Genomic DNA, 20,514 nt, shown 5'->3' with positions numbered 1-20,514 from the left:
GAGCAGGCGGAATCCGAGTTTCCACTACCGTCAGTAACATGATCCACTCTTCCTTCTGAGAGGGGCCTACTGGTCGGTAGGTGGGGCCCCGTGACCGTCGTTCCCTTCGGAGGACCCCCGATGACCTCGCCCGAGGACGCCCTGCAGCAAGCCCTTGCTACCTACGAGGAGCACGCCCGCACCTGTCGGCAGTGCCACTACGACGCCGTGCCGTGCGCGGTCTCGAAGCACCTGCTGCGCGTCTACAACAACGCTCGCCGGCAGCAGATGCGGGCGAACTCGGGCGTACGGTGAGCGATTCTCGTCACACCGGGTGACCGGGCGGGACGGAATCAGGCAGGTCGCACCGCTCCGCGCAGGGCGCCTTCGCCGAGAGCGTGGACCGAGTCCTCGCGGATGGCCGCGCCGGGGCCCGGGGCGTGGATCATCATGCCGTCGCCCGTGCACAGACCGGTGTGGCTCAGGTCGTCGTGGAAGAAGACCAGGTCGCCGGGGCGCAGGTCGTCCAGGTCGACCCGGGTGAAGGCCCGCGCCTGGTCGAGCGCCGTGCGCGGCAGTGTCACCCCCGCGGCCCGCCAGGCGGCCTGGGTGAGGCTGGAGCAGTCGTACGACTCTGGCCCCGTGGCACCCGTCACGCACGGTCTGCCGATCTGGGCGCGGGCGAAGGCGAGGGCCTTGTCCGCCCTGCCGAGGTACCCGGTCCCGGTCGCGTGGGTGGTGACGCCGAGGGCGGGCGGGGCGGGGGCGGCCGCCGGTTCGGTCGGGAGGGTGAACTCGGGCAGCGGGAGGCCGATCTCGGGGACGGGGAGGGCGAACCCGGCGCCGGCGAAGGCCGGTTCCGGTGCCGGAAGCGTGGCCTGGACCGACTGGGGCGGGACGACCGGGGCGGTGGGTCCGGGCGCGGGGGCCAGGAGATCGCCGTAACTGGCCGCCAGGAGGCCCGTCTCGGGCTCCGGGAAGGCGTTCGTGGGCGCCGCCAGCGGAGGCTGGGGCACGGCGAAGTCCGCGGCGGGCACGGGGAAGCCGTACGCGGGTGACCCCGGCCGCGCGGCGGGCACGGGGGAGCCGTACGCGGGCGTCCCCCACTCCGCGGCGGGCACGGGGGAGCCGGTCTCGGCGGCGTGGACGACGGCGTTGCGGCCGGTCGCCGTCAGGGCGTCGTCCCCGGTGTCGGTCCGCTGTCCCGTCCAGGTGTCCGTCCCGGGCCGGTGGGCCGGCTGCTGCCCGGTGTCCCAGGCCTGCTCCACCGGCCGCGACTCGATCGCGGGGAGCGGCTGCACCGGCTGCGGGACGGCGCGGGCCAGCACCTCGCGGGCGACGGTCAGTTTCCGCCGGATGGTCTCCTTGCCGCTGCGCAGGGACGCCTGCGGGGCGGCCGCTGCGGGGGAGGAAGCGGAAGCCGCCGGGGCGGACGGCAGGGCCCCGGGCGCCCGCACCGCGCCGTCGGGTGCCGCCGGCAGTGCGGCCGGGGTCCGTCCGGTCAGCTCCGGTGCGCGTCGGCCGCCCGCCTCCAGTTCGAGCCGGCCACCCGCCTCCAGCTCCCGCGCGGCACTGCCGCCGGGCGGCAGTTCCGGTGCGCTCCGCGGGCGCGGCACGGGCGCCGGCCGGTCCGGCAGGCGGTCGGTGGGCAGGGTGGCCGGGGTGGTCGGTCCGAGCCGGCTGCGCGCCATGTCGAACCACTGGCGGGTCACGGCCTCCAGCGAGGGGTCGGACGCCGGCCGCCCGCTGTTGGCGACGGAGGTGACGGTCCGGCGGCCGCCTCCGCCCGACCGGGCACGGGTGGCGTTGAAGGTCCCGGTGTCGGTCTCGGCCCGGTCGTACAGGGCGCTGACCCGCTGCTGGACCTCCGCACGGCTCGGCACGCCGGCGTCCTCGATGCGTGCGGAACCGGTGCCCGTCGGGAGCGCGGTGCGATCCGTCGCCATGGAAGACGTACTCCTTCCGTGCTCCGCCGGCCGAGGGGGGCGGTGGGTCCGGGAACGGCCCTTGCGGCAAGGTGCTCCCGTGCTCGCCCTCCCCGTCGGGCGGTCGAGCGTCTCACCCCGGGGGTGAACGGTCCCGGCTCCGGCCGCGGCACGTGGTGCCCCGGACTCGGCGGAGGCCGCGCGGCCGGCGGGGTTCGCCGGAGTCGGTCGTGCGGCCTTGCGTCAACCTAGCCAACTTGTGTGGCTGGTGTGAAGATTCGAGGGTCAAATGTCCGATACGTATTCGTGACCTTGGTCTCTCTTCGCCGCAACGGCGTTTGGTCCTTCCCGAGTTGACCTCCTGGCGGGCGGTGCGCGCGGCCGTGGCGGTCCGGCCCGGTCACGCCCCGCCGTCACCCGGCTCGGGATCGCGGGTGCGGTGCGCCTCGTCCTGGACGAGCAGGGAGAGCAGGGCGGCCACCGTCAGCCCCGCCTCGGCCGGGTGGCGCAGCACCTTGCCCGGTTCGATCCGGTAGGTGTTGCCGCGCCCCTCCCGGGTGTGGGACAGGTACCCGTCCTGCTCCAGGTCGGCGATGATCTTCTGGACGGCGCGCTCGGTCAGCCGGCAGCGCGCGGCGATGTCGCGGATCCGGGCCGTCCGGTTGTCCGCGATGACCGCCAGTACGCGGGCGTGGTTCGTCAGGAACGTCCATCCGGGGTGCGATGCGGGCGCTCCGTCCATGGCGCAATCGTACGACCGAGGATTCACGTAAACGAAAACCGGAAATGTGCTTCGTGTATTAGTTGACGCATCCCGGGTATCGGAGTGAATCTGTGAGGGTGAGGACGGTGACCGGGGAGGCGGTCATGGGAGAGCCTGCGTACGACACGGAGCGCGGCGCGGGAGAGGGCGGCCCGAGGGCCGGGGCGAGCGGCACGCCGCACGTCCGGCCGGTGCCCTGGGTCTCCCTGCACGCGCGGGGCGACCGGGTGGCCGTGGAGATCCGCGGCGAGCTGGACCTGGACGCCACCGAGCAGCTCGAGCACGCCCTGCGCGCGGCGCTGGCCGCCGCGGCCGGCGCCGTGGAACTGGATCTCGGCGCTGTCGTGTTCTGCGACTGCGCCGCCCTGAACGTGCTGCTCGAACTGCGCGAGCGGGGCCTGCGGCAGGGCAAGAAGGTCGTCGTCCGCTCGGCCGCCCCCGCGGTGGAACGGCTCCTCGAACTGACCGGCACGGCGCCGCTGTTCGCCGACGCCGACCCGGCGGGCGACGCGCCCGGCGCCCCCGACCCCGGCCCGCCGCAGGGGCCCGGCGGCGAGCAGGACCTGCGCGCCGAGGTCGTCCAGCTGCGACGGGCCATGCGGACCCGCCCGGTGATCGACCTCGCCCGCGGCATCCTCATGGCCTCGTTCGGTCTGAGCGCGCAGGACGCCTGGCGGGTGCTGGTCGACGCCTCCCAGCACACCAACACCAAGCTGCACCACCTCGCCCGCGACCTCGTCGACGCGGTGGAGGGGGACCCGCCGCCGGAGGCCGTCCGGGAACAGGTGGCGGCGGCCGTCGCCCGGGTCCGCTCCGCGTCCCCGGCGGGGGAGGGGGCCGGCCGCGTCGACGGCTGAGCCGGACGGGGTGGCCGCGCCGGCGCCGGGTCCGAACGTCACGACCGTCGTGCCGGCCCTGGGGCCGAACGTCACGACCGCCGTGCCGACGCCGGGGCCGGGTCCGGGTCCGAGGGGCGGGCGATCACGCCGAAGCCCTGCTCGCGCGGGGCGGTCGCGTCGGCAGCGGATTCGAGTGTCACGGCCGTCGAATCGATCGTCGAGCCTTGCTTTTCTCTCGTTTTCGGTCGTAGGTTCCGGGTGTTCGCTCGTTCCGTCGATCCGGGGTGTGCCATGGACCGTGCCCGACTGCGTCACCTGCTGGCCCGCGAGAGCGCGGACGCCGAGCGGCACAACCCCCGTTCCCGGGCCGCCCACGACCGCGCCGACCACCTCTTCGGACGCGTGCCGATGACCTGGATGAACAAGACGGCCGGCGCCTTCCCCCGCTACCTGGACTCCGCGCGCGGCGCCCGCGTCCGCGACCTCGACGGGCACGAGTACATCGACTTCTGCCTCGGGGACACCGGAGCCATGGCGGGCCACTCTCCCGCCGCCGTCGGCGACGCCGTGCACCGGCGCCTCACCGTGCTCGGCGGCGCGACCGCGATGCTGCCCACGGAGGACGCGGAATGGGTGGGCGCGGAGCTGTCCCGCCGCTTCGGGCTCACCCGCTGGAGCTTCTCGCTCACCGCGACCGACGCCAACCGCTGGGCCGTCCGCCTCGCCCGCGCCGTCACCGGCCGCCCGAAGATCCTGGTGAACAGCTACTGCTACCACGGCAGCGTCGACGAGTCCCTGATCGTGACGGGCACCGACGGCAACGGCCGGGCCCGCCCCGGCAACGTCGGAGCGCCCTGCGACGTCACCCTCACCAGCCGGGTCGCCGAGTTCAACGACCTGGAGCACCTGGAGCGCGAACTCGCCCACGGCGACGTGGCCGCCGTCCTCATGGAGCCCGCGCTCACCAACATCGGCATCGTCCTGCCCGAGCCCGGCTACCTCGCGGGCGTACGCGAACTGACCCGCCGGCACGGCGCGCTCCTCGTCAACGACGAGACGCACACCTTCTCCGCCGGACCCGGCGGCTGCACCGCCGCCTGGGACCTGGAGCCCGACGTCCTGACCATCGGCAAGGCCATCGGCGGGGGCATCCCGGCGGGCGCCTACGGACTGTCCGCCGACCTCGCCGACCGGCTCCTCGGCCGCGACGACCTCGACCTCGTCGACATGGGCGGCGTCGGCGGCACCCTCGCGGGCAACGCCCTGTCGGTCGCCGCGACCCGCGCCACCCTCGAACACGTCCTCACCGACGAGGCGTTCGCCCACATGCACAAGCTGTCCGAGCGCTTCGAGGCCGGAGTCCGGGCCGGCATCGACGCCCACGGCCTGCCCTGGTCCGTCAGCCGCCTCGGTGCCCGCACCGAGTACCGCTTCACCGCCCCGGCGCCCCGCACCGGCACCGAGGCCGCGGCGGCCGGCGACACCGAGCTGGAGGACTTCCTCCACCTCTACCTCGCCAACCGGGGCATCCTGCTCACCCCGTTCCACAACATGGCCCTCATGTGCCCCGACACGACGGAACAGGACGTGGACACGCACACCGAGCTGTTCGCGTCGGCCCTGGCCGAACTGGCCGGCTGACCGCCCCCGCCGACCGCAGGACAGGAACAGGACAGGAAGAGGACACACCCCGTGGACGAGATCGACCGGGCCATCCTGCGCGAACTGCAGACCGACGGACGCATCGCGTACGCCGACCTCGGTCCCCGGGTCGGACTCTCCGCGTCCGCCGCCCGGCAGCGACTGCAACGCCTGCTGGACTCCCGCGCCGTCCAGGTCGTCGGCGTCACCGACCCGATGGCCATGGGCGGGCAGGCCATGGCCCTCCTCGGCATCACCGCCGACGGCGACCCGCGGCCCGTCGCCGACGCGCTCGCCGGCCACCCCGAGGTCGTCTACTCCGTGCTCACCTCGGGCGGGTTCGACCTCTTCGCCGAGGTCGTCAGCCCCACCGCCAAGGAACTGCTGGACTTCGTCAACGACACCGTCCGGCAGCTCGAAGGCGTCGCCGCCGTCCAGTCGTTCCCCTACTTCGCCATCCACACCCACCGCTTCCTCTGGGACGTCGGCTGAGGCCGGGGCGGCAGGCGCCGGGACCCGGCCGGTCCGGTGGAACGGGCGCCATGCGCATCGACCACTCCCTCGACCGCACGGGCGCCTGAGCCTTCTACCGGCTCCTCACCGCCGTCGTCGTACCCCGGCCCGTCGCCTGGGTGTCGACCCTGGCGGCCGACGGCAGCACCGCGAACCTCGCACCGCACTCCTTCTTCACCGTGGCCTGCACCGACCCGCCGATCGTCCAGTTCACCTCCGTGGGCCGCAAGGACTCGCTGCGCAACATCGAGGCCACCGGCGAGTTCGTCGTCAGCCTCGCCCCCGAGCCGCTCCTCGAGCAGATCAACGCCAGCGCGGTCGACTTCCCCGCAGAGGTGGACGAGTTCAACGCCGTCGGCATCGAGCGGGAGCCCTCGCTGCTCGTGGCGCCGCCCCGCGTGGCCGCCTCTCCGGTCGCGCTCGAATGCCGGCTCCACTCCACCCTGGGCATCGGCAACTCCACCCTGGTCCTCGGGCAGGTCGTGCACGCCGCCGTGCACGAGGACGCCGTCGTCGACGGCCGGCCCGACATCCGCAGGCTGCGGCCACTGGCCCGGCTCGGCGGCGACGAGTGGAGCACCGTCGGCGAGGTCGGCGAACTCGCCCGCATCCCCTACTGCGACTGGCCCGGCACTCGGCCCCGCACCTGATCCCGCACCCGACTTCGCACCTGATCCCGCTTCGGCCGAGGCGTCCGACACCGCGCCGGGCCCCCACCACCCGCCTGTCCGGCGGCGGGTGAAGGGCGCCGGAGCCGCTCCGCACAGGTGACCGAGGGGCGTTGTCAGTGGTCACCGATAGCTTCGTTCTTGTCGCACCGACTCCGGTGCGACAGCCCCCCTGTGCTGCGCCGACTCGGCGCGACCGGGTTCTGTGCCGCAAAGGAGATGGTGCGTTGTCGGACTGGGAGAAGTCGAGCACGGCCCGCGTGGTGCCGCCCGCGCGGCCCCGCAAACTCGCCAAGGTCCCCTTCGTCGAACTGGCCGACGGACGCCTCCAGGGCGTCGTCTCCAGCGGCTCGGACATCGAGCGCGTGTACGTCTCCTCGGTGGCCGCCGGGACGTACGCGTTCGCGTGCAGCACCAACAACAACCGCCCCTGCGGCGGTGCGCGCGGCTCGTACTGCAACCACATCCGCGCCCTCATCACCGAGGCCGTCCTGCAGTACGGCGCCGAGCGCGTCGCCCGCTACCTGCGCGTCGAGCCGGCCGGCGGGGAGGCGACGGCCCCCGGCATCACCGGCGCCGTGACCGCCGCCCGGCCCGCCCCGGCCGACGGCAAGACCTCGGCGGCCTCCGTCTTCAGCCGCTTCCTGCGGCACCTCGCCTACCTCGAACTCGCCCCCACCACGGCCCCGCTGCCCGAGATGCAGTGGTTCCCGCCGACCAGGACGGCGGACGCCCCCGGAGCGCCCGCGCCCGCGCCCGCGGCCGTCACGGAAGGGGAAGCGGAAGCGGGGCCCGCGCACCCGCTGACCGCCCCCGTCGACGGACTCGACGAGGCACTGGCGGCGGTCGACGCCTTCGACCGGGCCCTCGTCGCGGGCCTGCTCCGCCCGCAGCCCGCCCGCGTCGCCGACCTGACGGAACTCGCCGACGCCGTGGCCGGTTCGCCGCTGGCCGCCCGGGTCGCGGAAGCCGTCGAGAAGGCGGCGGCGGGAGCCGCGGGCGAGGACCACCTCGTCGCCCTCGCCGCCGCCCGCACCGCCCTCCTGGGCGCCGCGCACGACGCCCTGACGGCCCGCGCCGACGAGAGCACCGGCCGCACCCGCGGCGAGGCCGCGGCACCCGCGCCGGCGCCGTCACCGACCGTCAACCTGCTGCTGGCCGCCCGGACCTGGCTCGCCGACCTCGCCCGCGCCGGCTGGCAGGGCATCGACCACGAACTCGTCGGCTCGGCCGCGCAGATCGTCTCCGCGATGCTGCCCGACCCCGCACTGCGCCGACTGGCCACCCTGCTCGACGGCTTCGCCGCCGAACTCGCCGCCTCCTGCCCCGGCGCCGCCCTGGACCGCTTCCCCGCCCGCCGCTGGGGCGACCTGTGGGCACGCGCCCTGCTGCTCACCCGGCCCGGCGCCGCCGAACCGGCACCGGCCGCCCCCGCCACCGGCCGGCTGCTTCCCCTCGGCGTCGACCTGCACGAACACGCGACGGCCGCCCAGGCGCAGGTCCACGCGGTGTTCGAGCCCGCGGACGGCGGCCCGGCCCGCCTGGTGCGCGCGAGCGTCTCCGTGCCCAAGCCGGACACCGTCGTCGCGGCCGGCGTCTGGCAGCTCCTGCGGCCCCACCTGGCGCTGCTCACCGCCCTCGGCGAAGGCCGGTCCATGCAGCTCACCGACATGCCCCTCACCGAGGACGGCGACCTGATCTGGGACGACGACCGGGCCCGCGCGGGCGAACCCGCCGACGCCTTCGCCACCGCCCGCGTCGCCCTCCCGGCCGCCACGGCACCACCCACAGCACCGCTGGACCGCCACCCCGCGCGCCTGGCCGAACCGGTGTTCCTGGAGGGCTACGCGACCCGGCAGGACGGCGACTCCACGATCGCCTTCGGCTTCGCCGGCCACTCCCTCGCCGTGGACACCGACCGCATCCCCGCCGCCGGTCCCCTCACCCCCGCGGCGGTGGCCGCCTCCGGTGCCTGCATCGGCCTGCTGCGCTGGGACGACGGCGCGTTCCACCTCCAGCCGCTCGCCGTCGAGACCACGGTGCGCAGGAAGACCACCGCCCTCCAGGCGGGCGCCTGGGCGGGCGGCACCACCGACAAGACCGGCGCCAAGGCCGAGAAGGCCGCCACGGACGCCGTGACCGTCCTGCGGGAGCGGGCGGGAAGGCTGCTGCGCAAATGACCCAGCCCGAGACCGGCGGCCGCCACCCGGCCGAGACCGAGACCACACCCCACGACCAGCAGGACAGCCACGACAACCGCCGCCAGGTCCTCTACTGGCGGCTCCTGGCCCGCCTCTTCGACCCGGAGGAGCAGGCCGCGCTGGAGTCCGCGAGCCTCGCCGTCGTCGAGGACATCGGCCTGCCGCCCGCGCTGCTGGACCCGGGAGCCTCCGTCGACTCCCTCGTGCAGCGCCACCCGGAGCTGGCCGCCGAGTTCGACGGCCTGATGGTTCCCGAACCCGAACCCCAACCCGATGCCGCCGACCCGACGGCCGACGCCGACGCCGACGACACGCGTGACCGTCCGGCCGAGGTGCGGCGCGCGGCCCTCGTCTCCAAGGTGCTGCTCAACGTCTTCGCCACCGGCACCGGAGCCGTCAGCGCGGGTCGGCTCGCGCGCTGGCAGTCCGACGCCGGCTGGCTGGAGCGGGCGCTCGGCTGCTCGCCCGGCGACCTGCGCGGCGGACGGGCCGGCGGCGGCCGCGGAGTCGGCCCGACCGGCTCGGGCGGCAACGGCCGGACCCCGGACCTCAGCCGGCTGATCCCGCAGATCGGACCCGAACTCGGCGCCCTCGAAGGCGACCTGGTCAAGCGGATGCACCTGCGCGAGGTGCTCGCCGATCCCGCGCTCGCCGCCCGGCTCACCCCGAGCATGTCGCTGATCGAGCAACTGCTGCGGGACAAGAACAACCTGTCCGGGGTCGCCCTCGCCAACGCCAAGGCGCTGATCCGCCGGTTCGTCGACGAGGTCGCCGAAGTGCTGCGCACCCAGGTCGAGAAGTCCACGGTCGGCGCCGTCGACCGGTCCGTCCCGCCGAAACGGGTGTTCCGCAACCTCGACCTCGACCGCACCATCTGGAAGAACCTCACCAACTACAGCCCCGAGGAGGAGCGGCTCTACGTCGACCGCCTCTACTACCGGCACACCGCCCGCAGGACCACACCGCAACGGCTCGTCGTCGTGGTGGACCAGTCCGGCTCGATGGTCGACTCCATGGTCAACTGCACCATCCTGGCCTCGATCTTCGCCGGGCTGCCGAAGGTCGACGTCCACCTCATCGCGTACGACACCCAGGCGCTCGACCTGACTCCCTGGGTGCACGACCCCTTCGAGACGCTCCTGCGCACCAACCTCGGCGGCGGCACCGACGGCACCGTCGCCATGGCCCTGGCCCAGCCGAAGATCGCCGAGCCGCGCAACACCGTCGTGGTGTGGATCTCCGACTTCTACGAGTGGCGCGGCGAACCCCTCTACGACAGCATGGCCGCCCTGCACCGCTCGGGGGTCAAGTTCATCCCCGTCGGCTCGGTGACCAGCTCCGGCCGCGGCAGCGTCAACCCTTGGTTCCGGGAACGCTTCAAGGACCTCGGCACACCCGTGCTCTCCGGTCACATCCGCAAGCTCGTGCACGAGCTGAAGACGTTCCTCACCTGAGACGCCCGCCCCGCCCCTCTCTCTCCTCCCTCTCGCCCTTCCGCAGAAAGGCCTGTCGATGTCCGACCTGTTGCGCGCCCCCGCCGAGATCAAGTACGCCGAGGAACTGGACTGGCTGGAGTCGGTGGACGACAGCCCCAAGCCGTTCTCCTGGCGGCTGTCGCCCAAGATGATCCGGCTGTTCGTCCTGGGCTCCGAGCGCGCGGACGGCCTCGACCGGGACGTCTCCCAGAAGTGGTTCGGCGACCGCGGCATCGTCGAGCGGGCCATCGTCACCCTCGCCTCCGACCGCGGCCTGCTGCTCATCGGCGACCCGGGCACCGGCAAGAGCTGGCTGGCCGAGCTGCTCGCCGCCGCCATCTGCCGCAACTCCACCCAGGTCGTCCAGGGCACCGCCGGCACCACCGAGGACCACATCAAGTACTCGTGGAACGTGTCCATGGTCATCGCCAAGGGCCAGTCCCGCGAATCGATGATCCCCTCGCCGATCATGACCGCGATGGAGACCGGCACGATCGGCCGGTTCGAGGAACTCACCCGCTCCACCAGCGACGTCCAGGACGCCCTGATCTCCATCCTGTCCGAGAAGTACATCTCGGTCCCCGAACTCGACAGCGACAGCATCGTGTTCGCCAAGCCGGGCTTCTCCGTCATCGCCACCGCCAACAGCCGCGACCGGGGCGTCAACGACCTGTCCTCGGCCCTCAAGCGCCGCTTCAACTTCGTCCGCATCCCCGTCGTGACGAACAAGAAGAGCGAGGCGGAGATCGTCCGCTTCCGCACCGAGGAACTGCTGCGCCGCCACCAGATCGAACTGGAGGTCCCGCCCACCCTGCTGGACGTGCTGCTGCAGAGCTTCGCCGACCTGCGCGCCTCCTCCGCCGCGGCGTCCGGCGACGACGAGAAGCTGGAGTCCGCGCTGTCCACCGCCGAGCAGATCGGTGTCCTGGAGGACGCCGTCCTGCACAGCAACTTCTTCGGCGAGCGCGCCCTGACCGCACGCACCCTCGCCTCCTCCCTGGTCGGCTCCCTCGCCCGCCGCGAACCCGAGGACCTCGCCATCCTCAACAAGTACCTGCACGGCGTCGTCGAGCCGCGCAGCAAGGAGGAAGGGGGCTCCTGGCCGGAGTTCCTGGAGGGCGGCCGCGACGCGATCGCGACCCTGTCGTGAGCGCCCCGCCCGAGGGCACGTTCGGCGCCCTGCGCACCCAGCTCCAGGACGCGGCGACCACGTTCGCCGACGGGCCCGGCGCCCTGGAGGGCATCCTCCGCGGCATCGTCGACGACGTCGAGCGCGCCGTGCGCGAGCCGCTGGAGATCTTCCCGGTCTGCCACCACTCCCCGGCCTCGGCGCTCGCCATGGCCCGCCGGCTGCGCGAGAAGCAGCCGAAGGTGGTCTACCTGGAGCTGTGCGAGGACATGGCCCCCCTCCTCACCGAACTGCGCAACTGCCGCCTCCCGGTGGCGCTGCAGGCGTTCGCGACCGAGGTGGAGGGCTTCCCCGCCGACTGGTCACCGCTGTCGGTGGTCGCCCCGGTCACCGAGGCCTCCGCCGAGTACCAGGCGATCGCCTACGCCCTCGACACCCCGGGCGTCGAGCTCGTCCTCGTCGACCGCTCCTCGGACCACGTGTTCCAGTGGGAGACCCCGCCCGCCGCGGACACCGACCCGGACACCCCGCCCGCCGACGAGGAGAGCGTCCTGCACGGCGACGCCGTCGGCGTCGAGATCGGCGACCTGCGGCCCCGCTTCGCCGAACTGGAGGAGCACCTGCTGCGCCACGGCCGGGTGCGGCACTGGTCGGAGTGGTGGCACCAGTACGTCGAACTGCCGCTCGGCGACAGCGACCACGACACCTACCGGCAGGTCATGCTGCTCATCGGCAGCCTCTTCCGGCGCCTGGCACCCGGCGACCAGCGCCGGGTCCGGGTCGACGAGGACCGCGAACGGTACATGTGGACGCGGATGCGCGAGCACCTGGCGGCCACCGGCACCGACCCCGCCGACTGCCTCTATGTCTGCGGCGCGTTCCACGCCGCCAGCCGCGTCGAGGAGTTCGGCGTCGAAGGCGGCGGCACCTTCACCATCACCCCGCCCACCCCCACCACATGGCGGCACGGACTCATCCCCTCCAGCCACGCCGCGATCGAGGCGCAGTTCGGCCTCGCCGCCGGATCCGTGTCCATCGCCGCGTCGGAATGGGCCAAGAACCTCAAGCGGACCGGTGTGCGGCCGTACCGCCTGGAGGGGCAGGCCGGCACGAAGAGGAGCACCGGGCCGAGGAAGGCGGCCGTGCCCGCGCCGCCCGCCGCCCAGGCCCCGCCGGCCGACCGGCTCACCGGGTTCCTCCGGCGGCCGCCCGCCCTCGACCCCCTCGACGAGGCCGAACTGCTCGGCTGGTCGGTGGAGATCGTGCGGGCCGCGCGGCGCAACGGCTACCTCGCCTCCACCGCCGACGCCATCGCCGTGTTCGAGACGTCGATCCTGCTGGCCGGAATGCGCGACCGGGTCCGCCCGACCCCGTACGACTTCCAGGACGCGGCCGTCACCTGCATCGAGAAGGAGACCGTACCGGGGCGCCGCGACATCGGCCGGCTCGTCGAGATCATGATGGGCGGCGACCGGATCGGCCAGGTCGGCTACGACGCCCTGCCGCCCCTCGCCCGGGACGTCCACGACCGGCTCGCCCCGCTCAACCTCAGGCTCCAGCAGCGCGGCGTGCAGCGCGCCCTGCTGGACATCGCCGCCCGGCCCGAACTGGAGCGCTGCTCCGACGTGCTGTGGATGCTGCGCCGGCTGCTGCCCCCGGGCGCCGCCCGGCCGATCATGGGCGACCGGCGCCTGGGGGAGCGCGCCATCCAGGAGTCCTGGGACCTGGCCCTCGGCACCCACCAGCGCGCCCTCATCGAGCTCGGCTACGAGGGCGTCAGCATCGAGCAGGTCCTGGAACAGCGGCTGCGGCGCGCCGCGTACGCCCCGCAGGCGACGACGGCACAGGTCCTGGAGACCGTCGAGGACGCCGTCCTGCACCTGCGCAGCCGTCGCCTCGCCGACGAGCTGGGCACCCGCGCCCTGGAGGTCCTCGCGGCGGAGCGCAGCGTGGACGGCGCCCCCGAGGTACTGCGCCGGGTGCGCCGCCTGCTGGCGTACTACCGCACCGCCGAGCCGGTCCTGCCGCCGTGGATCGAGTCCTTCGTCAAGACCGGCTACGCGCACTACTGCACGCTGCTGCCGACGGCGTTCACCGACGAGGACGCCACCGTCCGGCAGGTCGCGGCCATGCTGGGGTTCCTCTTCAGCATGGAGGGCCTCGCCCTCTCCCTGGGCTGCGACCGTACCCAACTGGAGCTGGCCCTGGCCCAGTCCCATCCGGGGGAGCCGTCCCGCACGGCACTGCTGTGGGCGGCGCAGACCCACCTCGGCACGCTGTCCCGGACGACGCTGCGGGCCCGCTGCGACGAACTGCTCGGCAACCCCCTGGTGGTGCCCGCCTACCCGCGCTACCTCAGCGGGTTCGTGCACGCCCTGGAACCGGTGCCGCAGCTGGCGGACTTCGTCGTGGAGGCCGTGTCGAACGCCTTCGCGCGGCTCCCGGACCCGGTGCTGCTGCCCTGGCTGCCGACACTGATCACCAGCCTGCGGGCGGGCGGCGCGGAGCTGGCCCCGCTGCTGATCCGCGAGGCGGGCCGTGTCTTCCCGGCCCGGCTGGCTGAGCTGGACTCCTGGGTGCCGCCGTGGCGTGCCCCGCAGGAGCCCGCGGCCGTCCCGACGGGCCGGCCGGGCGGCGCGGCCCGTGGTGCCGCCCTCCTCGCCGCGCACCCGGCGACGTGCGACGCGCTGGCGGGGCTGCTCGGCTGCGAGGGCGCCTGGGAGAGCCCCGCGGCGGACGCCCCGCGGGGGGCCGCGCTCCTGACCGGTCACCCGGGGACCGCGACGGCGCTGGCGGCGCTGCTGGCGGCCGGCTGACGCGGCGGGGGGGGGGCCCGGCCCCCGGGGGGGGGGGGGGGGGGCCCCCCCCCCGCCCGTACCGGCCCGCCCGTACCGGCCCGCCCGTACCGGCCCGCCCGTACCGGGCAGGCGCCGTCACTGCCGGGCCCCGACGATGCCGGGCGCCGTCACTGCCGGGCCCCGGCAGTGGCGCCGGCGGTGCCCGACTCCGCACTCCCGTGCGGAAGATGAGCACCCGTGCGGGCCGGGGTCCCTCACCCGGGTTGTTCACGGACGGCGGCCGTATGCGTGCGGGTGCACAGGGCAGACCCTCCGTGACAGAACGCGCGAGGGCGAGGAGCACGCCGGTGACCGACGTCTGTTTCAGAGCCGATTTCGCCTCGGACCACCAGTGGGTCGCGGGCCGCTCGTGGGCCTATCCCGACGGAGGGCCCGTCAACCCCGACGACAACAAACTCGACCACCTCGTGGCCGACCCCGCCTACTCGCGGACCGGCACCTTCCGGGCCACCCGACGCGATGACGGCCTCTGGGACACGGGGCTGCTCACCACGGAAGGCAGCGACGAGGGCTTCATGGCCCGTACCGGCGACCGGCTCGAGGCCCGGGTGCGGCTGCCCGTCGAGACCGGGGCCTGGCCGGCCATCTGGACCTGGCGCGACGGCGACCAGGAGATCGACGTCTTCGAGTACCACCCCGACAACCCGGACCTGCTGGAACTCTCCAACCACGTCCGGGCCGCCCACCGCTACCACCGCGACGACGCGGTCGGCCCCGGGGCCTGGATCGACCTCGCCGTCGAGTTCGGCGCCCGCAACGTCGTGTGGTCCCTGAACGGCGAGGTGGTCTTCGCCGACCGGCGCGGCGTCGGCCGGCGGTGGCACGCCTACCTCATCGTCAACCTCTCGGTGTGCGCCGGCCGTTACCACCCGGAGCCCGACCCGGAGGTGACGGAGATGTCCTTCGAGGTGGCCTCCCTCACCGTCCACCGGGACACCTGAGCCCGACGCCCCGCGGGCCGGCCGGCGTGCGGGGCACTGTGCCACGGCCCGCGCCGGCCGGCCACCCGGGCGGTGCGGCCGGGCTACGGCCTCCCCCGAATGGCCCGCTCCAGGGGGACGCCGGGCGCCGCGCGCGCTCTTCTGGAGGTACGCCCGACAGAAGGGACGAGCCGTGTACGAGATGAAGGTGGGCCTTGCGTCGGGTGGCGGTGAGCATGTGTGGCACGTGGTGGTCCCGCACCACGGGACGAGCCTGTGCGGCACCGATGTCTCCGCCACCGGCGCGGCGGCCACGAACACCACCGACCGCCACTGCACCCCCTGCATGGTCCATTTGCAGACGCTCCTGGACGCCGACCGGAACTGATCCGGCCGGCCTCACCGCGGGACCTCCCGCGTCGCGCCTCCCCCCGGGCCCCGTCGCCCGGGGGGTACGGCCGACGGGGGGACGAAAAGGTGCGGGCACCCGCGACAGCACATCAGATGGGAGGCATGCGAAGGCCCATGAGAGCGGCGTTCGGCCGCCTGCGTCTGTACGCGACCGGTCTGCCGGTCGTCCTGTCCGTGCTCCTCTCCGCGCACCAGCCCATATCCCCGCCCGCCCCCGGCGGGGAGCCGCCCGGCGCCCCCGCCCGCGGCACCGCCCGTATGGGCATGGGCGTCGTCCTCCACGACGGCCGGACCGGCTCGCCGGACACCCGCGCGGCCGCCCAGCCCGAGGGCGTCGACGTCTCCAGCCACCAGCGGGAGGTCGCCTGGGCGACGCTGTGGGCCTCCGGCGTGACCTGGGCCTACGTCAAGGCCACCGAGGGAACCTCCTACACCAACCCCTACTACGCCCAGCAGTACAGCGGTTCCCGCGCCGTCGGCATGCTCCGCGGCGCCTACCACTTCGCGACGCCCGACACCTCCGGCGGCGCCGCGCAGGCCGACTACTTCGTCGACCACGGCGGCGGCTGGACCCCCGACGGCACGACCCTGCCCGGCGTCCTCGACATCGAGTGGAACCCCTACGGCGACGCCTGCTTCGGCAAGACCCACGCCTCGATGGTCTCCTGGATCGCGAGCTTCCTCGCCCGCTACAAGGCCCGCACCGGCCGCGACGCCGTCATCTACACCGCCACCAGCTGGTGGACCCAGTGCACCGGCAACCACGCCGGGTTCGCCGCCACCAACCCCCTGTGGATCGCCCGGTACGCCGCCACGCCCGGCACCCTCCCGGCCGGCTGGGCGTACCACACCTTCTGGCAGTACACCTCCACCGGACCCACCGTCGGCGACCACGACCGGTTCAACGGCACCCCGGACGGACTGCGGAAACTGGCCACCGGCTGACGCCTGACGGCTGACGGCTGACGGCGACGGGCCCCCGGCCCACGACGACGGGCCCGCCGTACCGCCGTCGGGCATCCGACGACCCGGACCGCACCGGGCATGACCGGTCCGGTTCGGGGGACAGGCGAGACCATGCACACGCACCACGACGGACCCGACCGCGACCACCGCCGCCCCGAAGGGGTGAGCGACGACACCGTGAAGGCCCTGGGCGCACTGTCCAAGGCACTGGAGACGACGGAGCGGGCCAGAGGCCACCTCTACGGATTCCACCAGCTGACCGGCACCGCCGACCTCCAGCTGGACGAGGCGGTCGCCTTGCTCCGCAGGGCCGGGCACGACGAATGGGCCGAGCAGGTCTCCACCGAGATCCTCGGCCGCAACGTCATCCCCGGCCACTGGACCTTCCAGATCGTCGAGGCCTACGACCGCACGTACTACGAGGCGTTCAAGCGACTCGAGCGCGCCGCCGTCGACGAGCTGGCCGAGGGCCGGGACCACCTCCACGAGGCGGAGATGAAGGAAGCCCGCCGTACCGCCGGTCATCCCGACCACACCGCCCGCCCGGAAACGGGGGAGACGCGAGGGTGAGTGGCCCGACTCACATGGCACTCCGGTGACGGCACCGACACCATGGTGCCGTCACCGGCAGGCTGAAGGGATCCAGGATGTTCCGCAAGGTGCTGGTCGCCAACCGTGGCGAGATCGCGATCCGGGCCTTCCGCGCCGGCTACGAGCTGGGCGCGCGCACCGTCGCGGTGTTCCCGCACGAGGACCGCAACTCGCTGCACCGGCTGAAGGCCGACGAGGCCTACGAGATCGGTGAGCCGGGACATCCGGTCCGGGCGTACCTGTCCGTGGAGGAGATCGTCGGCGCGGCGCGCCGGGCGGGCGCGGACGCCGTGTACCCCGGCTACGGGTTCCTCTCCGAGAACCCCGCACTGGCCCGCGCCTGCGAGGAGGCGGGCATCACCTTCGTCGGGCCCGACGCCCGCACCCTGGAACTGACCGGGAACAAGGCCAGCGCCGTCGCCGCCGCCCGCGCCGCCGGCGTACCCGTCCTCGGTTCCTCGCAGCCCTCCGACGACATCGACGAACTGCTCCGCGCCGCCGGGACCATCGGCTTCCCGATCTTCGTCAAGGCCGTCGCCGGCGGCGGCGGACGCGGCATGCGGCGCGTCGAGGACCCCGACCGGCTGCGCGAGTCCATCGAGGCCGCCTCCCGCGAGGCCGCTTCCGCGTTCGGCGACCCCACCGTCTTCCTGGAGAAGGCCGTCGTCGACCCCCGCCACATCGAGGTGCAGATCCTCGCGGACGGCGAGGGCAACGTCATCCACCTCTTCGAACGCGACTGCTCGGTCCAGCGCCGTCACCAGAAGGTCATCGAACTGGCGCCCGCCCCGAACCTGGCACCGGAGCTGCGGGACCGGATCTGCGCCGACGCCGTCCGCTTCGCCCGCGAGATCGGTTACCGCAACGCCGGCACCGTCGAGTTCCTCCTCGACCGCGACGGTAACCACGTCTTCATCGAGATGAACCCGCGCATCCAGGTCGAGCACACGGTCACCGAGGAGGTCACCGACGTCGACCTCGTCCAGGCCCAGCTGCGCATCGCCTCCGGCGAGACCCTCGCCGACCTCGGCCTGTCGCAGGACACGGTCACCCTGCACGGCGCGGCCCTGCAGTGCCGTATCACCACCGAGGACCCCGCCAACGGCTTCCGGCCCGACACCGGCCGCATCAGCGCCTACCGCTCGCCGGGCGGGTCCGGCATCCGCCTCGACGGCGGAACCACCCACGCCGGTACGGACATCAGCGCCCACTTCGACTCGATGCTCGTCAAACTCAGCTGCCGGGGGCGGGACTTCCCGACCGCCGTCAACCGCGCCCGGCGCGCCGTCGCCGAGTTCCGCATCCGCGGCGTGGCCACCAACATCCCGTTCCTCCAGGCCGTCCTCGACGACCCCGACTTCCGGGCCGGGCGGGTCACCACCTCGTTCATCGAGGAACGCCCGCACCTGCTCACCGCCCGCTCCTCCGCCGACCGCGGCACCAAACTGCTCACCTACCTCGCCGACGTCACCGTGAACAAGCCGCACGGCGAACGGCCCGACCTGGGCGACCCCGTCACCAAGCTGCCCCCGCTGCCCGCCGCCGAGCCGCCCGCCGGCTCCCGGCAGCTGCTCGTCGACCTCGGACCCGAGGGCTTCGCCCGCCGGCTGCGCCAGTCGCCGACGCTCGGCGTCACCGACACCACCTTCCGCGACGCCCACCAGTCGCTGCTCGCGACCCGCGTGCGCACCAAGGACCTCCTCGCCGCCGCCCCGGCCGTCGCCCACACCCTGCCCCAGCTGCTCTCCCTGGAGTGCTGGGGCGGCGCCACCTACGACGTCGCCCTGCGCTTCCTCGCCGAGGACCCCTGGGAGCGGCTGGCCGCCCTGCGCGAGGCCGTCCCCAACATCTGCCTCCAGATGCTGCTGCGCGGCCGCAACACCGTCGGCTACACCCCCTACCCGACCGAGGTCACCGACGCCTTCGTGCAGGAGGCCGCCGCCACCGGCATCGACATCTTCCGCATCTTCGACGCCCTCAACGACGTCGGCCAGATGCGCCCCGCCATCGACGCCGTGCGCGAGACGGGCACCGCGATCGCCGAGGTCGCCCTCTGCTACACCTCCGACCTGTCCGACCCGGACGAACGCCTCTACACCCTCGACTACTACCTGCGCCTGGCCGAGCAGATCGTCGAGGCCGGCGCCCACGTGCTGGCCGTCAAGGACATGGCGGGCCTGCTGCGCGCCCCGGCCGCCGCCACCCTCGTCTCCGCGCTGCGCCGCGAGTTCGGCCTGCCGGTGCACCTGCACACCCACGACACCGCGGGCGGCCAGCTCGCCACCTACCTCGCCGCGATCCAGGCCGGCGTGGACGCCGTCGACGGCGCCGTGGCCTCCATGGCCGGGACGACCTCCCAGCCGTCGCTGTCGGCGCTGGTCGCCGCCACCGACCACTCCGACCGGCCCACCGGCCTCGACCTCCAGGCCGTCGGCGACCTGGAGCCGTACTGGGAGAGCGTCCGCCGGATCTACGCCCCCTTCGAGGCGGGCCTCGCCTCGCCCACCGGCCGCGTCTACCACCACGAGATCCCCGGCGGACAGCTGTCCAACCTGCGCACCCAGGCCGTCGCGCTCGGCCTCGGCGACCGCTTCGAGGACATCGAGGCGATGTACGCCGCCGCCGACCGCATCCTGGGCCGCCTGGTGAAGGTCACCCCGTCGTCCAAGGTGGTCGGCGACCTCGCCCTGCACCTCGTCGGCGCCGGCGTGTCCCCGGCCGACTTCGAGTCCCGCCCCGACACGTACGACATCCCGGACTCCGTCATCGGCTTCCTGCGCGGCGAACTGGGCACCCCGCCCGGCGGCTGGCCGGAGCCGTTCCGCACCAAGGCCCTGCGGGGCCGCACGGAGGCCAAGCCCGTCGCGGAGCTGACCGGCGAGGACCGGGAGGGCCTGGAGAAGTCCCGCCGCGCCACCCTCAACCGGCTGCTGTTCCCCGGCCCCACCCGCGAGTTCGACACCCACCGCCAGGCCTACGGCGACACCAGCGTCCTGGACAGCAAGGACTTCTTCTACGGACTGCGGCCGGGCAAGGAGTACGCCGTCGACCTCGAGCCCGGCGTGCGGCTGCTGATCGAGCTGCAGGCGGTGGGCGAGGCCGACGAGCGCGGCCTGCGCACCGTGATGTCCTCCCTGAACGGCCAGCTCAGGCCCATCCAGGTACGCGACCGGGCGGCCGCCTCCGACATCCCGGTCACCGAGAAGGCCGACCGGTCCAAGCCCGGCCATGTCGCGGCGCCGTTCGCGGGCGTGGTGACCCTGGCGGTCGCCGAGGGCGACGAGGTGGAGGCCGGCGCCACGGTCGCCACCATCGAGGCGATGAAGATGGAGGCCACCATCACCGCCCCGCGGGGCGGCCGGGTCGACCGCCTGGCCATCAACCGCATCCAGCAGGTGGAGGGCGGCGACCTGCTCGTCGAGGTGGGCTGACCCGGCCGGGGCGGCCCGGCCCGCCCCGGCCGTGCGGCCACGGCCGGTCACTCCCGGCGGCCACGCACCGCCCGGAGCCCTCGTCGTGGGGGGGGGGGGGGGGCCCCCCCCCCCCCCCCCCCCCCCCCCGGGGGGCCGGCCCCCCCCCCGCGGGGGGGGGCCGCCCCCGGCGCGGCGGGGGGGGGGCCGCGGGCCCCCCGGGGC

The 20,514-nt window shown here is 74.1% G+C and carries 15 protein-coding genes and 2 pseudogenes; 15 read left to right on the top strand and 2 right to left on the bottom strand.

The genetic code is table 11. The features are described from left to right. Positions 1–120: 120 nt before the first annotated feature. On the top strand, positions 121–294 hold the full coding sequence (locus tag ACH4N1_RS28720; protein WP_366056413.1) for a hypothetical protein: 174 nt from the start codon (positions 121–123) through the stop codon (positions 292–294). Between the two features lie 38 nt (positions 295–332). Here ACH4N1_RS28720 and ACH4N1_RS28715 read toward each other — a convergent pair whose 3' ends face one another. Both ACH4N1_RS28715 and ACH4N1_RS28710 read right to left on the bottom strand, forming a co-directional pair. Beyond that, a complete protein-coding gene (locus ACH4N1_RS28715; RefSeq protein ID WP_398101542.1) occupies positions 333–1,925 on the bottom strand; it encodes an NlpC/P60 family protein in 1,593 nt (530 codons plus the stop codon). Between the two features lie 379 nt (positions 1,926–2,304). Further along, positions 2,305–2,646, bottom strand: a complete 342-nt coding sequence (locus tag ACH4N1_RS28710) for a helix-turn-helix transcriptional regulator (protein ID WP_398101539.1) — start codon at positions 2,644–2,646, stop codon at positions 2,305–2,307. Between the two features lie 125 nt (positions 2,647–2,771). On the opposite strand from ACH4N1_RS28710, the gene ACH4N1_RS28705 reads away from it, so the two are divergent. The 14 genes and pseudogenes from ACH4N1_RS28705 (at position 2,772) to ACH4N1_RS28640 (ending at position 20,310) form a co-directional block, all read left to right on the top strand. Next, positions 2,772–3,524, top strand: a complete 753-nt coding sequence (locus ACH4N1_RS28705; protein ID WP_398101536.1) for an anti-sigma factor antagonist — start codon at positions 2,772–2,774, stop codon at positions 3,522–3,524. Positions 3,525–3,797: 273 nt separating this feature from the next. Further along, the gene (locus ACH4N1_RS28700; protein WP_398101533.1) at positions 3,798–5,147 is read left to right on the top strand and encodes a transaminase; all 1,350 of its coding nucleotides are present in this window, start codon (positions 3,798–3,800) and stop codon (positions 5,145–5,147) included. Between the two features lie 51 nt (positions 5,148–5,198). Then, positions 5,199–5,639, top strand: a complete 441-nt coding sequence (locus tag ACH4N1_RS28695; RefSeq protein ID WP_366056408.1) for an Lrp/AsnC family transcriptional regulator — start codon at positions 5,199–5,201, stop codon at positions 5,637–5,639. A gap of 50 nt (positions 5,640–5,689) precedes the next feature. Continuing rightward, positions 5,690–6,310 (top strand): annotated as a pseudogene (locus tag ACH4N1_RS28690) (flavin reductase family protein). Between the two features lie 221 nt (positions 6,311–6,531). Next, positions 6,532–7,050 (top strand): annotated as a pseudogene (locus tag ACH4N1_RS28685) (hypothetical protein); the annotation flags it as partial. Between the two features lie 81 nt (positions 7,051–7,131). Further along, the gene (locus tag ACH4N1_RS28680) at positions 7,132–8,508 is read left to right on the top strand and encodes a hypothetical protein (protein WP_398101606.1); all 1,377 of its coding nucleotides are present in this window, start codon (positions 7,132–7,134) and stop codon (positions 8,506–8,508) included. Then, positions 8,505–9,983, top strand: coding sequence for a VWA domain-containing protein (locus ACH4N1_RS28675; protein ID WP_398101529.1), 1,479 nt, complete (start codon positions 8,505–8,507; stop codon positions 9,981–9,983). The genes ACH4N1_RS28680 and ACH4N1_RS28675 overlap by 4 nt, the downstream gene beginning before the upstream one ends. Positions 9,984–10,041: 58 nt before the next feature. Further along, positions 10,042–11,154, top strand: a complete 1,113-nt coding sequence (locus ACH4N1_RS28670) for an AAA family ATPase (protein ID WP_398101526.1) — start codon at positions 10,042–10,044, stop codon at positions 11,152–11,154. After that, entirely contained in the window at positions 11,151–13,949 is a 2,799-nt protein-coding gene (locus ACH4N1_RS28665) for a hypothetical protein (RefSeq protein ID WP_398101524.1), read from the top strand. The genes ACH4N1_RS28670 and ACH4N1_RS28665 overlap by 4 nt, the downstream gene beginning before the upstream one ends. A 329-nt stretch (positions 13,950–14,278) precedes the next feature. Continuing rightward, positions 14,279–14,932 carry a beta-glucanase gene (locus ACH4N1_RS28660; RefSeq protein ID WP_398101521.1) on the top strand — a complete coding sequence of 218 codons (654 nt, stop codon included), beginning with the start codon at positions 14,279–14,281 and terminating at the stop codon, positions 14,930–14,932. A 172-nt stretch (positions 14,933–15,104) separates the two neighbouring features. Then, positions 15,105–15,299, top strand: coding sequence for a hypothetical protein (locus ACH4N1_RS28655; protein WP_382788562.1), 195 nt, complete (start codon positions 15,105–15,107; stop codon positions 15,297–15,299). Positions 15,300–15,424: 125 nt separating this feature from the next. Continuing rightward, complete coding sequence (locus ACH4N1_RS28650) at positions 15,425–16,267, top strand: lysozyme (protein ID WP_398101518.1); 843 nt, start codon at positions 15,425–15,427, stop codon at positions 16,265–16,267. 132 nt (positions 16,268–16,399) lie between these two features. Continuing rightward, on the top strand, positions 16,400–16,858 hold the full coding sequence (locus ACH4N1_RS28645; protein ID WP_398101515.1) for a hypothetical protein: 459 nt from the start codon (positions 16,400–16,402) through the stop codon (positions 16,856–16,858). A gap of 77 nt (positions 16,859–16,935) precedes the next feature. Continuing rightward, positions 16,936–20,310, top strand: coding sequence for a pyruvate carboxylase (locus tag ACH4N1_RS28640; RefSeq protein ID WP_398101512.1), 3,375 nt, complete (start codon positions 16,936–16,938; stop codon positions 20,308–20,310). The last annotated feature ends 204 nt before the right edge of the window (positions 20,311–20,514 follow it).

The organism is Streptomyces sp. NPDC017202, assembly GCF_044331705.1.
Lineage (GTDB): Bacteria > Actinomycetota > Actinomycetes > Streptomycetales > Streptomycetaceae > Streptomyces.
The sequence above is the reverse complement of the archived record's forward strand: the minus strand, read 5'-3'. Positions and strand labels throughout refer to the sequence as shown.

Bases quoted from the DNA above. Each gene is read 5' to 3' on its own strand.
- ACH4N1_RS28675 (WP_398101529.1), top strand. From the start codon at position 8,505: ATGACCCAGCCCGAGACCGGCGGCCGCCACCCGGCCGAGACCGAGACC.
- ACH4N1_RS28710 (WP_398101539.1), bottom strand. From the start codon at position 2,646: ATGGACGGAGCGCCCGCATCGCACCCCGGATGGACGTTCCTGACGAAC.
- ACH4N1_RS28645 (WP_398101515.1), top strand. From the start codon at position 16,400: ATGCACACGCACCACGACGGACCCGACCGCGACCACCGCCGCCCCGAA.
- ACH4N1_RS28640 (WP_398101512.1), top strand. From the start codon at position 16,936: ATGTTCCGCAAGGTGCTGGTCGCCAACCGTGGCGAGATCGCGATCCGG.
- ACH4N1_RS28720 (WP_366056413.1), top strand. From the start codon at position 121: ATGACCTCGCCCGAGGACGCCCTGCAGCAAGCCCTTGCTACCTACGAG.
- ACH4N1_RS28670 (WP_398101526.1), top strand. From the start codon at position 10,042: ATGTCCGACCTGTTGCGCGCCCCCGCCGAGATCAAGTACGCCGAGGAA.
- ACH4N1_RS28700 (WP_398101533.1), top strand. From the start codon at position 3,798: ATGGACCGTGCCCGACTGCGTCACCTGCTGGCCCGCGAGAGCGCGGAC.
- ACH4N1_RS28715 (WP_398101542.1), bottom strand. From the start codon at position 1,925: ATGGCGACGGATCGCACCGCGCTCCCGACGGGCACCGGTTCCGCACGC.
- ACH4N1_RS28705 (WP_398101536.1), top strand. From the start codon at position 2,772: ATGGGAGAGCCTGCGTACGACACGGAGCGCGGCGCGGGAGAGGGCGGC.
- ACH4N1_RS28650 (WP_398101518.1), top strand. From the start codon at position 15,425: ATGCGAAGGCCCATGAGAGCGGCGTTCGGCCGCCTGCGTCTGTACGCG.